Genomic DNA, 13,293 nt, shown 5'->3' with positions numbered 1-13,293 from the left:
CACACGCACATCGCCTTGCCGGGCCGGCTTGGGAGCGGCCCGGCGCTCGGCCCGGCTACCTAGAACCGAGTGCCCGCCGCGCTCAGCGGGGCGGGAGCTCGACGGCGTAGATCACTGGCCGGCCTTCGAGGTTCGATCGATACACCAGCCACTTGCCGTCCGGCGTGAAGTGCTGGTTGGGCTCCAGCGTGTAGTCGTGGCGGGACAGGTCGGCCACGCGGATGCTCTCCAGCTTGCCGGGCGTGATCAGGCCCGGCACCGGGCGCTCGCGCAGCACCGGCTTGAGCAGGCTGATCCACTTGCCGGCGTTGCCGCCATCGCCCGAGAACATCTGCCCGTCGGGCGACTGCATGAAGTGGTAGGAGGCCTGGTCGCGTGCCACCTCATAACGCCACTGTTCGCCGGTGACGAGGTTGCGCCCCGTCAGCCAGGTCACGCCGCCACGCGGCGTCTGCAGGTCGTACCAGACGGTCTGGCCGTCACGCCCCCAGAACTCGTGCCCGGCAATCTCGCCGGCCATGGTGCGGGTGTGGATCTTGGTGAGCTGCGACCCGTCGGTGCGGATGGTCCAGATGCGGTCCACCTCGTGCCACGGGCCCTCGTGGCAGAACATCAGCAGCGCCGGGTCGGTGGGCGAGAACTTCAGGTGGTTCAGCCAGTCGGTCGCGCGGTGGATGGTCTTGCGCTCGCCGGTGGCGATCGTCACGCTGTACATCTCCATCGGCACGCGCGCGGCCAGCCGCGCGGCCATCCACTGGCCCTTGGCAGCGGCGAAGGACAGCGGCTTGCCGTCCTTGTCGACACCGGCATAGGCCGGCGAGCCGGTCACCGGGTCGCGCCGGCCCTGGCGCGCGATCTCGGGCGGCGGCGGCGAGGTTTCCCACACGCCGGCCAGCAGCGTCTCGTCGGCATTGATCGCCATCACGCGGCCGCCGGGCAGCTCGGCGATGCGGCGGGTCTTGCCGCTGTCCAGGTCCACGGCCCACACGGTGGACGGCCCGCCGTCGTCCACGTTCGTGGCGCGCGTCGTGTAGTAGGCCGAGCGCGATTTCGGGCCGGCGAACAGCAGCCGGTCCACGCCGGCTTTGAGCACCAGCCGGGTCTGCCAGGTCTTGGTGTCGGCGACGCGGATGCCCTCGGGAGTGAGGTAGATCATCAGATCGCCCTGCGGCGTGAACGGGTTGTAGTTGAAGTAGAGCGCGTAGACGCCGGGGCTGTCGTCCACACGCACGATGCGCTGGCCGGTCGTGGTGTCCAGCCAACTGGCCGGGGCGGCGCCCGCAGGCGCGGCGGCAGGCGCTGCCGGGGCAACTGCCCCGGACGTGGCCAGAGCGAGCGCAAGCGCGAGGCGGGTCAAGCGGGTCAGGGGCGAAGCAGGCATGGTCAGCGCAAAAGATTGATGCTAGCCAGCAGCCGCCGGCCGCCGAGCCCAGCAGCGCGATCGCTCAAGCGATTGATCCGAGCACCGCTGGCGCGTGAACAGGTGGCAGACGTCGCCGCCGGCTGGGCGCCACTCACCAAATCTCACGGACGCCGACGCCCCGCCCCTGGAAGATGCGCCGCCGCCGGCCCGCGCCCGGGCATCGCGGCGCCCGCGAGCGTCGCACCGCATGCATTGCCACAATGCGCGCCTGCTGCCTTTGAACCGATCGGCACCCCAGACCCAGAGGAGACACACCCCATGATTCGAAGCAAATTCCTGATGCCAGTGCTGGCCCTGGCCATGCTGGCCTGTGGTCACGCGCGGGCGCAAATCCTGATCGGCCAGACCGCGGGCTTCAGCGGGCCGGTGGCCGCGGGCGTCAAGGAGGTCAGCGACGGCGCCAAGCTCTATCTGGACTCGGTCAATGCCCGCGGCGGCGTGAACGGTCAGACCATCCAGGTCCTGACGATGGACGACAAGTTCGAGCCCAAGCTGGCGGCCGACAACGCCCGCGAGCTGATCATGCAGAAGAACGTGCTGGCACTGTTCCTGACGCGTGGCACGCCGCACACCCAGGCCGTCATGCCGCTGCTCACCGAGCACAAGGTGCCGCTGATTGCGCCCTCCACGGGCGCCATGGCCCTGCATGCACCCGTGCACCCATGGTTGTTCAATGTGCGCGCCACCTACCAACGCGAGGCCGACCGCGCCGTGCGCCACCTCAGCCTCGTCGGCATGACGCGCATCGGCATCGTGCAGGTGGACGACAGCTTCGGGGCCGACGCCATCAAGGGCGCGCTCAAGACCTTTGAGTCGCTGGCCAAGCAGCCGGCCTTCATCGAGAAGTTCGACCGCAGCAAGCCCGACTTCAGCGCCATCGTGCCCAAGGTGCTGGCGGCCGACGCGCAGGCCGTGCTGTTCATCGGCGCGGGCCAGGCGGTGGCCGACGGCGTGGCCGCCCTGCGCCGCGCGGGCTCGCGGGCGCAGATCGTCACGCTGTCCAACAATGCGTCGGCCGGCTTCATCAAGCTGCTGGGTGAACACGGGCGCGGCACCATCGTGACCCAGGTCTCGCCATATGAACGCTCGATCTCGGCGGCCATCATCCGCGAAGCCCGCGAGCTGGCGCGCGCCCGCGGCGCCGAGGACATCACGCCCGCCATGGTGGAGGGCTTCACGGCAGCCAAGGTGCTGGTGGAGGGCCTCAAGCGCGCCGGCCCCAACCCCACACGCGACAAGCTGCGCACGGCGCTGGAGACCTTCAAGCGCGTGGATCTCGGTGGCCTGGAGGTCAGCTTCAGCGCGACCGACCACTCGGGCGTGGACTTCGTCGACCTGTCCATCATCGGCGAGGACGGCAAGTTCCGCCGGTGACGCGGCGGCGCTGCAGTGCGCGCCTGAATCGCGCGGCCACGTGACATCTGACAAACGGCCGTGCGACGGCGGCAGATAAGCTCGCCGCATCGCATCCACGCGCCTGCCGGCCACGGCGGCGCCTCACGACGTGCCCCCCTTTGCGCGCGCACTGCGCTGTCTGCCCCTGCTTGCCCTCACGCCGCTCGCCCTCGCTGGCGCGGGCGACGACACCGCCGACGACGACAAGGCCCTGGAGGCCCTGCTCAAACGCGAGGTGCAAGGCCCCTCCCGCTATGCCCAGAGCCTGATGGAGGCGCCGGCCTCGGTCAGCGTGCTGGAGCGCACCGAAGCGGCGGCGCTCGGGCACCAGACCGTGGGCGACATGCTCGCCAGGCTGCCCGGCGTCTACCTCAGCAATTCGCGCAGCTACAGCGCCCTGGGCCTGCGGGGCTTCAACCGTCCCGGCGACTACAGCGCCCGCGTGCTGATGGCCATCGATGGCCAGCGCATCAACGACGCCATTTACGACCAGGGCCTGCCGCAGCTGGAGCTGCCCGTGATCGCCGAATGGGTCAAGCGCGTGGAGCTGGTGCATGGCCCCGGCTCGTCGGTGTACGGCAGCAATGCGCTGCTGGGCGTCGTCAACGTCGTCACGCTGGACGGCTCGGACGCCCCCGGCCTGACGGTGCAGTCCAGCCTGGGCAGCGAGCGGCAGCGGCGCTTCGAGGCGCACTACGGTGCGGCCTCGGGGTCTGAGCGCGACCTGTTCGTGGGGCTGAACCTGCAACACAACGCGGGAGAGAACCTGTACCTGCCCGAGCTGGGCACGCCCGATGGCTGGGTGCGCGGGCTGGACGGCGAGCGCCAGGCCGCGCTGCTCGCCAAGCTGCGGCATGGCGGCTGGCGCCTGTCACTGAACGCGGTGCGTCGCGACAAGGAGGCCCCGACCGCCCCCTACGGCACGCTGGCCGGCGTGGCCGGCACCCAGTACAGCGACAGCCTGGCGCTGGCCGAGCTCAGCCATGACAACGGCTGGCAGGACGATGTGCGGCGCGTCGTACGGCTGAGCCTGGCGGGCTATGAGTTCCGCGGCCGCTATGTCTTCGCGCAGGACCCCGACCTCATCAACCGCGATGTGGCCCGCGCGCAGTGGGCCACGCTGGAAGGCCGGCTGCTGTGGCGCGGCCTGCTCAACCACCAGCTGATGCTGGGCGCCGAGCTGCGCAGTGCACCGCAGGGCCTGCAGCGCAACTTCGACGAGCAGCCCTACAAGCTCAGCCTGGACTCGCGCGTCACGCAGGATTCCGTGGCCGTCTACGCCCAGGACCAATGGCGGCTGTCCTCCACGCTGCACCTGACCACCGGCCTGCGCGTGGACCATGTGCGCGGCTTCAAGGCGGCGGTGTCGCCGCGCGCGGTGCTGGCGGTGCGGCCGGATGAGCGGGAGTCGCTGAAGTTCATGTGGGCCCAGTCCTTTCGCACGCCAAACCTCTACGAGCGCTTCTACGACGACGGCGGCGTCAGCCAGATCAGCAACACCGCGCTCAAGCCCGAACGCCTGGACTCGGCCGAGCTGAGCTGGGAGCGTGTGCTGCGCAATGGGCTGGCGCTGGGCGCCAATGCCTATCACACGCGGCTGCGCCGGCTGATCGAGCTTGTGCCGCTGACGGACGCGCCCGACGCCGTCGTCCAGTACCGCAACCTCGGCCGGGTGACGCTGACCGGCGTGGATCTCAGCATCGAGCAGCGCTCGACCGATGGCTGGCTCTGGCGCGGCAGCGGCTCCTGGATGCATGCGCGCGACGCCGCGGGCCGGCAGCTCAGCAATGCGCCCCGGTGGATGCTCAAGGGCCATGCCGTCACGCCGCTGGTGAACGGCTGGAAACTGGGCGGCGAACTGCATTGGCTGAGCGCACGGCACGGGCGGGCCCCGGTCCCGCCGACGCTGCTGCTCAACGCACACCTGCGCTGGCAGTTCCGCGCCGATCAGAGCCTGGCGCTGCACCTGGGCAATGCCCTGAACCGGCGCAACCAGGACCCGTCCACGCCTGACACCGCCTTGAGCGCCATCCCCCAGACCGGCCGCACCTGGCGCATCGACTGGCGGTTCACGCTCTGAGTGCCATGCGACGCTGGCTGCCTCCACTCGCCGACACGCTGCGCCGCTGTGGGCTGAGCGCTGCGGTGCTGCTGGCTGGCCTGTGTCCGGCGGCCGCTGGCGCGCAGTCCGGCACGCCTGAGGCGCTGAAGGCCGAGGTGGTTTATCGCGTGTTGATGTTCGTCACCTGGCCACCGGAGCGCGAATCGCTCGGGCGCAGCCTGCAGCTGTGCACGATGGGCGACGGCCGGGTCGATGCCGCGCTGCAGGCATTGGCCGGCCGGCCCATCCGGCAGTTCACCATCGAGACGCGGCGCCTGGGGCGCTCCGACCCGCTGGCCGGCTGCCACCTGCTGTACCTGCCTGCGCCCAACCCGCCGCTGCGCCCGGTGCTGGCAGACCTGCCCGTGCTCGTCGTGTCCGACGCTTCCACCATGCTGGAGCATGGCGCCATGATCAACCTGCAGATCGAGGACGGCCGCATCGTGTTCGACGTCGAACTATACGCTGCGCGCCGCGTTGGCCTCGCCATCAACACCAAGCTGCTGCGCCTGGCGCGCTACGTCCGGCACCAGACCGGCCAGCCATGAAACACAACTTCGCCGACGCCTTCGAGCGACTGCGCGAACTGGTGGTAGCGCTGGCCGCGCTGCTGGCCTTCGCCCTCGTGCTGAGCCTGCTGCAGTACCTGCGCCTGGCGGAGCGCCAGCTCAGCGACCTGCACACGCAAGCCAGCATCGTGGCGCAGACCGTGTCGGCCGCGCTGGTGTTCGACAGCCGCGACGACGCCAGAGAAAGCCTCAGCGCGCTGCAGCAAAGCCCCGCCATCCTGCAGGCCCGGCTGACGCGCGCTGATGGCGAGCTGTTCACCGCCTACACCCGCCAGGCCGCCCCCGCCTCGCGGCTGGAGGCGCTGGCCGGCAGCCTCGTCGTCGAGGTGCCTGTCAGCGCTGACGCGCTGCGCGTCGGCACCCTGACCGTGCAGGCCAGCCGGCTGCCCATGTGGCTGGACCTCGGCCAGTTCCTCGGCGCCACTTTGGCCACGCTGGCCGCCACGGCCGGGCTCGCCTGGGTGCTCGGCAAGCGGCTGCGCGCCCAGATCAAGGAGGTCGAGCGCCGCACACGCTACCTGGCCCGCTTCGACGCGCTGACCGACCTGCCCAACCGCGATCACATGCGCACCCTGCTGGACCGCGCGCTGCAGCAGGAGCAGGCCGGCACGCTGCTGATCCTGGACCTGGACAACTTCAAGCAGATCAACGACCAGCACCACCATGCCGCTGGCGACGCCGTGCTGCAGGCCGTGGGCCAGCGCCTGCGCCTGCTGTGCCGGCCGGGCGACCAGGTGGCCCGACTGTCGGCCGACGAGTTCGCGATGCTGCTGCCCAAGCTCGGCGGCGACGCCCTGCGCGCCCATGTCGCCCACCTGCAGCACGCACTGAGCGAGCCGGTCATGCATGACGGGCACTGGCTGCCGCTGCATGTCAGCGCCGGCGCCGTGACGCTGGGCCAGCACGCCCAGGACGCCAGCGAGGCGCTGCGCCGCGCCGACGCCGCACTGCGCCACGCCAAGCAGTTGGGCAAGGACAGCTTCCAGCTCTTCACGCCGCAGATCGGCGAAGCCCTGCAACAGCGCCTGGCACTGGAGCACGACCTGAGCCTGGCCCTGCAGGCGGACGACCAGCTCGTGCTGGCTTACCAGCCCCAGTACGACGCCCAGCGGCGCATCCGCGGCTTCGAGGCACTGGCGCGCTGGAAGCATCCCCAACGGGGCTGGGTCTCGCCGGCCGAGTTCATCCCGGTGGCCGAGCGTTCCGGCCTCATCGTCGACCTGGGGCTGGCCGCACTGGCGCTGCTGCGCCGTGACCTGGACGCCTGGAAGGCGCGCGGGCTGAGCTGTCCGCTGGTCGCACTGAACCTGTCCTGGGAGCAATGCCGCAAGCCGCAGCACCGCGACCGCTTCCTGCAGGCGCTCAAGCAGCTGCAGCTGACACCCAACGAGATCGAGTTCGAGCTGACCGAGAGCGCCGGCTTCGAGGATCTGGACCAGCCCGACTCCTTCGTCTTCACGCTGCAGGGCCTGGGCTATGGCCTGGCCATCGACGACTTCGGCACCGGCTACAGCTCGCTGGCCTACCTGCGGCGCATCCGGTGCCGCAAACTCAAGATCGACCGCCTGTTCGTACACGGGCTCTCGGCCAACGCCGACTCCCGCACGCTGGTGGAGGCCATGGTGCATGTGGCCCACGCCATGCACATGCTGGTGGTGGCCGAAGGCGTGGAGCTGGCTGCTGACGAGGCGGCGCTGATCTCGATGGGCTGCGACCTGATGCAGGGTTTCGGCTTCAGCAAGCCGGTGCTGGCGGCCGAGGTGCCGGCGCTGCTCGGCAGCGGTGCGCCCTGAGCCGGCCATACTGCGCCCGATGCAAGCCCGCTCCCCGCTGCCCCGCCCCACCCCCGAGCAGATCGCCACGCTGCCGCCCTACCCGGCCCTGCCGCCAGCGCGCATCCACCTGCTGAAGACGGCCGATCAGCTGGCCGCCGCCGAGCAGGCCCTGCGCGCCGCGCAGCACGTGGGCTTCGACACCGAGAGCAAGCCCACCTTCGTCGCCGGCCAGCCACAGACCGGGCCCGAGGTCATCCAGTTCGCCACGGCCAGCGACGCCTTCATCGTGCAGACGGCCATGCCCGGCGTGGCGGACTTCCTGCGCGCCATGATCGAGTCGGACGAGGTCATCAAGGTCGGCTTCGGCCTCGCGTCCGACCGGCCGCAGATCCAGCGCAAGCTGGGGCTGACGCTGGGCAAGTCCATCGACGTATCGCAGTTGGTGAAGCGGCTGGGCTTCAAGGACGCGGTCGGCCTGAAGGTCGCCGTGGCCGTCGTGCTGGGCCAGCGCTTCGCCAAGTCCAAGAAGGCCACCACATCCAACTGGGCCAATCCAACGCTGACGCCGCAGCAGTTGCAGTACGCGGCCAACGATGCGCACGCGTCGCTGCTGGTCTACAAGGCACTGACCGCAGGCGGCTGATCCAGCGACGGATGCGGCCAGCCTGGCTCGGGCGTCAAGGGCGTGGCCAGGCCGCGGCGCCAGGCGGCCTGCCAGTCCTGCACCGGCAGCGCCTTGAGGCCGCGCACCACGCAGCCGGCCGCCGCCCCCGCCGCGGCGATCTGCATCAGCTGGTCTGGCGCCATCACGCCGCCGATGCCGACGACCGGCAGCGGCGACATCGCCCCCCACCAGGCCAGGTTGTCCAACCCCTGCGGCCGCCACGGCATGGCCTTGGTGAGCGTGGGCCACACCGGGCCGCAGGCCACGTAGTCGGGCGCCCAGGCCACGGCTCGGGCCAGCTCCCACAGGCTGTGCGAGCTCAGGCCCAGCCGCAGGCCGCGTGCGCGGGCCTGGGCCAGGTCGGCCCGGTCATCGGCCGCCAACGCCAGCAGGTCCTCCTGCCCGAGGTGCACGAAGTCCACCCCCAACGCCAGCGCGGCGCGCCAGTGGTCGTTGACGATGAAGGTCGCGCCGTGCTGGCGCGCGGCATCGCGCGCGGGCTGCACCTCGGCGGCCAGGCGGGTGTGCCAGGCGGCGCCGCTCTCGCCGTCGGCGCGCTTGAGGCGTAGTTGCACGACCCTGAGCCCCGCGTCGAACAGCGCGACCGCCTGCGCGCCGCTGTCAGCGATGCCGTAGACGCCGGCAACGGCCGGCGGGCCATCCGTGCGCGCTGGCCAGGCGGCCGGGGGCGTGTCGAACAGCGCGGGCAACAAGCTCGCATCGGTGATGAAGCCTGCCGACGGCCGCACCGGGCCGGCGCCCGCGCCGGGGGTTGCGTCGGCCAGCAGGCCTGACGTGGTGGCCATCTTGGCCAGCACCGCCGCGTCGGCCGGCACGAAGCCGCGGGCCAGCGCGGCCGCCAGCGCCGTCGCGAAGCAGCAGCCGGTGCCGTGGTGGTTGCGCGCGTCGCGGCGGGGCAGCGCCAGCCAGCCGCTGGCCTGCGGGCTGTGCAGCCAGTCCAGCGCCAGCGGGCCGGCCGCGTCGCCGCCGGTGATGCAGGCCGTCTCCACGCCCAGCCGCCGGGCCTGCTGCGGTGCGCTGCCCTCACCCACCAGCCGCGCGGCCTCGCGGCGGTTGGGCGTGACGACCGTGGCGCGCGGCAGCAGCTCGTCGCGGTAGGCCTGCAGCAGCGCGTCGTCGGCAAAGCTGGCGCCGGTGGAGGCGCGCAGCACCGGGTCCACCACCAGCGCCACCGGGCCGCGTTCGCGCAGGCGGTCGACCCAGCGCGTGACGATGCGCAGCTGCGCCACGCCACCCAGCAGACCGGTCTTGATGACGGCCGGGGGCAGGTCTTGCGCCAGCGCGGTGAGCTGCGCGTCCAGCTGCTCCGGCGGCACGGGGAAGACGGCCTGCACGGCCACGCTGTTCTGCGCCGTCAGCGCCGCCGCCACTGGGCACAGGGGCAGCCCAAACGCATCTGCCGCGCGCTGATCGGCGGACAGGCCCGCGCCGCCGCCACTGTCCAGCCCGGCAATGCTCCAGAGCGTCGGCGCCGTCATGGGATCAGCAAAGGTCTGCCGCCCACCGGCGTGCTGGCCACCGCCATGTCCTGTTTCGCCATCACGCCGGCCTGGAAGCCCAGCCGCCCGGCCTGGATGGCCAGGCCGAAGGCGCTGGCCATGCGCACGGGGTCGCCCGCCTGCGCGACGGCGGAGTTCAGCAGCACGCCGTCCAAGCCGAGCTCCATCGCCTGCGCCGCATGCGACGGCGCGCCGATGCCGGCGTCCACGATCAGCGGCACGCCCGGCAGCCGTTCGCGCAGCGTGCGCAGCGCGAAGGGGTTGATCAGCCCCTGGCCCGAGCCGATGGGCGCGCCCCAGGGCATCAGCACCTGACAGCCCGCGTCCAGCAGGCGGCGGCAGGTGACGAGGTCGTCGGTGCAGTAGGGGAAGACGTCGAAGCCGTCGCGCACCAAGGTCTCGGCCGCGCTGACCAGCTCCCACGGGTCAGGCTGCAGCGTGTGCTCGTCGCCGACGACTTCGAGCTTGATCCAGGTCGTGCCGTAGAGCTCACGCGCCATGTGGGCCAGCGTGACGGCCTCGCACGCCGTGCGGCAGCCGGCCGTGTTGGGCAGCAGGTGGCCGCCGAGCTCGCGCAGCGTGTCGCGGATGGCGGCGACGAAGCCGTTGTCACCGGCGGCCGCCAGCGTGCGCTTCAAGCCCACGGTCACCACTTGGGCACCGCTGGCGTGTATGGCCTGGCGCAGCACGTCGGGTGAGGGATAGCCGGCGGTGCCGAGCAAAAAGCGGCTGCGCAGCGCGCGGCCGTAGAGGGTCCAGGACATGCTTATCCGCCAGTGATGGGTTGGATGAGGGTGAGTTCGTCGCCAGGCCGGATCAGCGTGGCGGCGCGCTGGCCGCGCGGCACGAAGCAGCCGTTCAGTGCCGTGGCGACGGCGTCGGCCGCCCAGCCCTGCTCGGCCAGCAGCGCGGCAACGCTCAGGCCCTCGCGCCAGGGCTGGGCTTGCTGGTTCAGCGTGAACTCAGACATGGGCCAGCACCTGTTCCGCCAGTGCCGGTGCCAGCAGCCAGCCGTGGCGGAACAGGCCGTTGATGCGCAGCAGGCCGGGCTGGTGCGCCAGGTGCGGCTGGTGGTCCGGCAACGCGGGGCGCAGGTTCGTCTCCATGTGCACGATGCGCGCCTCGGCCAGCCCCGGCAGCACGCTGTGCGCGGCCGACAGCAGCTCCACGGCGCTGCGCAGGCTGACGGGCGAGCGGTCCTCGCTCTCCACCTCCGACGCGCCGACGACGATGACATCGCCCGGCCGCGGCACAAGGTAGACGCGGTGCCGCGGGTGCAGCAGCCGCACCGGGTGGTGCAGCGCCACGCCCGGCGCATGCAGCCACAGGATCTCGCCCCGCACGCCGCGCAGCGCGGCCAGGTCGGGCCGGGCGCCGAGGCCGCGGGTGTCGATCACGAGGTCGGCGTCCAGCCACTGGCCGTCGTCCAACGCCAGGCGCCGTGGGTGGACGGAGGCCGCGCGGCGGCCCCAGAACCAGTCGACACCGGGGGCCTGGCGGGCCAGCGCCTGCAGCAGCTCATGCGGCAGCAACTGGCCCTCGCCCGGCAGCAGCCAGGCCTTGAGGTCGGGCGCCAGCGCCGGCTCCAGCGCCTGCAGCGCCGCGCGGTCCAGCGGCTGCGGCCCGGCCGGCAGCCGGGACAGCACGCGCTGGGCGGCTCCGAGGTCGGCGCCATGGGCCAGCAGCAGGCTGCCCGCCGTGCGCACCAGCGCGGGCTGCCCCAGCGCCTGCGCAATCGCGGGCCACAGGGCCAGCGAGCGCCAGCCGAGTGCGGCCACCTCGGCGCTGGCATGTTCGCGCTCGGCCAGCGGGCTCAGCATGCCCGCCGCCGTGAAGGCTGCAGCCCCAGGCTGGGCGGGGCCGTCCGCCGGGTCGACGACAGCCACGCGATGGCCCGCGCGCGCCAGCTGCCAGGCCAGCAGCCGGCCCATGACGCCGGCCCCTGCGATGACGACCTGCATGCTCAGGCCTTGGCGATGGGGATGTAGAACTCACCGCCCGCCGCCTTGAACTCGGCCGACTTCTGCGCCATGCCGTCGGCCACCACGTCGGCGGCCTCCAGCCCCTGGGCTGCCGCGTAGTCGCGCACGTCCTGCGTGATCTTCATCGAGCAGAACTTCGGCCCGCACATGGAGCAGAAGTGCGCCTCCTTGGACGAGTCCTTGGGCAGCGTCTCGTCGTGATAGTCACGCGCCGTGTCGGGATCCAGGCCGAGGGCAAACTGGTCCAGCCAGCGGAACTCGAAGCGCGCCTTGCTCATCGCATCGTCGCGCGCACGGGCGCCGGGGTGGCCCTTGGCGATGTCGGCCGCGTGCGCGGCGATCTTGTAGGCGATCAGCCCCTGCTTCACATCGTCGCGGTCGGGCAGGCCCAGGTGCTCCTTGGGGGTCACGTAGCAGAGCATGGCCGTGCCCATCCAGCCGATCATGGCGGCGCCGATGCTTGATGCGATGTGGTCGTAGCCCGGTGCGATGTCGATGGTCAGCGGGCCCAGCGTGTAGAACGGCGCCTCGTGGCAGTGCTTCAACTGCTCGTCCATGTTGGCCTGGATCAGGTGCAGGGGCACGTGGCCGGGGCCTTCGATCATGGTCTGCACGTCGTGCTTCCAGGCCACCTGTGTCAACTCGCCCAGCGTGCGCAGCTCGGCGAACTGGGCCTCGTCGTTGGCGTCGGCGGCACTCCCGGGGCGCAGGCCGTCGCCCAGCGAGAAGGTCACGTCGTAGGCCTTCATGATTTCGCAGATCTCTTCGAAGTGCGTGTACAGGAAGTTCTCGCGGTGATGCGTGATGCACCACTTGGCGAGGATGGACCCGCCGCGCGACACGATGCCGGTGCGGCGCTTCGTGGTGAGGTGGATGAACGGCAGGCGCAGGCCGGCATGGATGGTGAAGTAGTCGACGCCCTGCTCGGCCTGCTCGATCAGCGTGTCGCGGAAGATGGCCCAGGTCAGGTCCTCGGCGACGCCGCCCACTTTCTCCAGCGCCTGGTAGATGGGCACGGTGCCGATGGGCACGGGTGAGTTGCGAACGATCCAGTCGCGCGTCGTGTGGATGTTGCGGCCGGTGGAGAGGTCCATCACCGTGTCCGCGCCCCAGCGGATGCTCCACACCAGCTTCTCCACCTCTTCCTCGATGCTGGACGTGACGGCCGAGTTGCCGATGTTGGCGTTGACCTTCACCAGGAAGTTGCGGCCGATGATGGTCGGCTCCAGCTCCGTGTGGTTGATGTTGGCCGGAATCACGGCGCGGCCGCGCGCCACCTCGTCGCGCACGAACTCGGGCGTGATGAGGTCGGGGATGCGCGCGCCCATCGCGTTGCCGCGCAGGCGCTGCTCGCGCTCGGCGTCGCCCAGGTAGTCGCGCATCCATTCGCGCTTGCCGTTCTCGCGCAGCGCGACGAACTCCATCTCCGGCGTGACGATGCCGCGGCGCGCGTAGTGCATCTGGCTGACGTTGGCGCCGGCCTGCGCGCGGCGGGGAAGGCGCTGCAGCGCAGCGGCCTCGGCGCGCAGCGCGGCGATGCGCTCGTTGTCCTCCTTGCCACCGTCGTCCAGCGCGACACGCGTGCGGCCCGCGTAGGCCTCGGTATCCGCTCGGTCGCTGATCCAGCTGGCGCGGACCGGCGGCAGCCCGCGGCGCACGTCGATCTGCGCAGCCGGGTCGGTGTAGGGGCCGGAGGTGTCGTGCACGACGACGCGCTCGCCGTTGGTCAGCGCGATCTCGCGCATGGGCACGGCCACGTCGGCGCGGCTGCCGGTCACGTAGACCTTGCGCGATGCCGGGAAGGGCTCGCGCGTCAGCGACAGGCGCTCGGTGAGCGAGAGGGAGGATTCGGGGGCGTTCATCG

General features: G+C 71.4%; 11 protein-coding genes. 5 read left to right on the top strand and 6 right to left on the bottom strand.

Annotated elements, in window-relative coordinates; translation table 11 throughout:
• Nucleotides 1-82: 82 nt before the first annotated feature.
• Nucleotides 83-1,381, bottom strand: coding sequence for an oligogalacturonate lyase family protein (locus NYO99_RS04690; RefSeq protein ID WP_268165926.1), 1,299 nt, complete (start codon nt 1,379-1,381; stop codon nt 83-85).
• A 300-nt stretch (nt 1,382-1,681) separates the two neighbouring features.
• Here NYO99_RS04690 and NYO99_RS04685 point away from each other — a divergent pair, with 300 nt between their 5' ends.
• From NYO99_RS04685 to NYO99_RS04665, 5 genes are all read left to right on the top strand, one after another.
• Entirely contained in the window at nt 1,682-2,797 is a 1,116-nt protein-coding gene (locus tag NYO99_RS04685) for an ABC transporter substrate-binding protein (RefSeq protein ID WP_268165925.1), read from the top strand.
• A gap of 130 nt (nt 2,798-2,927) precedes the next feature.
• The gene (locus NYO99_RS04680) at nt 2,928-4,898 is read left to right on the top strand and encodes a TonB-dependent receptor plug domain-containing protein (protein WP_268165924.1); all 1,971 of its coding nucleotides are present in this window, start codon (nt 2,928-2,930) and stop codon (nt 4,896-4,898) included.
• 5 nt (nt 4,899-4,903) lie between these two features.
• Nucleotides 4,904-5,467, top strand: coding sequence for a YfiR family protein (locus NYO99_RS04675; protein ID WP_268165923.1), 564 nt, complete (start codon nt 4,904-4,906; stop codon nt 5,465-5,467).
• A complete protein-coding gene (locus NYO99_RS04670) occupies nt 5,464-7,281 on the top strand; it encodes a putative bifunctional diguanylate cyclase/phosphodiesterase (RefSeq protein ID WP_268165922.1) in 1,818 nt (605 codons plus the stop codon). Before NYO99_RS04675 ends, NYO99_RS04670 begins: the two co-directional genes overlap by 4 nt.
• Nucleotides 7,282-7,300: 19 nt before the next feature.
• On the top strand, nt 7,301-7,906 hold the full coding sequence (locus NYO99_RS04665) for a 3'-5' exonuclease (protein WP_268165921.1): 606 nt from the start codon (nt 7,301-7,303) through the stop codon (nt 7,904-7,906).
• Here the strand turns inward: NYO99_RS04665 and NYO99_RS04660 are convergent.
• From NYO99_RS04660 to thiC, 5 genes are read right to left on the bottom strand one after another with little or no spacing between them, the layout of a single operon-like run.
• Complete coding sequence (locus NYO99_RS04660) at nt 7,879-9,426, bottom strand: bifunctional hydroxymethylpyrimidine kinase/phosphomethylpyrimidine kinase (RefSeq protein WP_268165920.1); 1,548 nt, start codon at nt 9,424-9,426, stop codon at nt 7,879-7,881. The two genes, NYO99_RS04665 and NYO99_RS04660, sit on opposite strands and share 28 nt — an antisense overlap.
• A complete protein-coding gene (locus NYO99_RS04655) occupies nt 9,423-10,211 on the bottom strand; it encodes a thiazole synthase (RefSeq protein ID WP_326494818.1) in 789 nt (262 codons plus the stop codon). Before NYO99_RS04655 ends, NYO99_RS04660 begins: the two co-directional genes overlap by 4 nt.
• A gap of 2 nt (nt 10,212-10,213) precedes the next feature.
• Nucleotides 10,214-10,417, bottom strand: a complete 204-nt coding sequence (gene thiS / locus NYO99_RS04650; RefSeq protein ID WP_268165919.1) for a sulfur carrier protein ThiS — start codon at nt 10,415-10,417, stop codon at nt 10,214-10,216.
• Nucleotides 10,410-11,408, bottom strand: coding sequence for an FAD-dependent oxidoreductase (locus NYO99_RS04645; protein WP_268165918.1), 999 nt, complete (start codon nt 11,406-11,408; stop codon nt 10,410-10,412). The genes thiS and NYO99_RS04645 overlap by 8 nt, the downstream gene beginning before the upstream one ends.
• 2 nt (nt 11,409-11,410) lie before the next feature.
• On the bottom strand, nt 11,411-13,291 hold the full coding sequence (thiC, locus tag NYO99_RS04640; RefSeq protein WP_268166463.1) for a phosphomethylpyrimidine synthase ThiC: 1,881 nt from the start codon (nt 13,289-13,291) through the stop codon (nt 11,411-11,413).
• Nucleotides 13,292-13,293: the final 2 nt, after the last annotated feature.

It is taken from the genome of Roseateles hydrophilus (assembly GCF_026712245.1).
GTDB lineage: Bacteria > Pseudomonadota > Gammaproteobacteria > Burkholderiales > Burkholderiaceae_C > Pelomonas > Pelomonas hydrophilus.
Note: the sequence above shows the minus strand (reverse complement) of the source record. Positions and strands in the feature narration are given on the sequence as shown.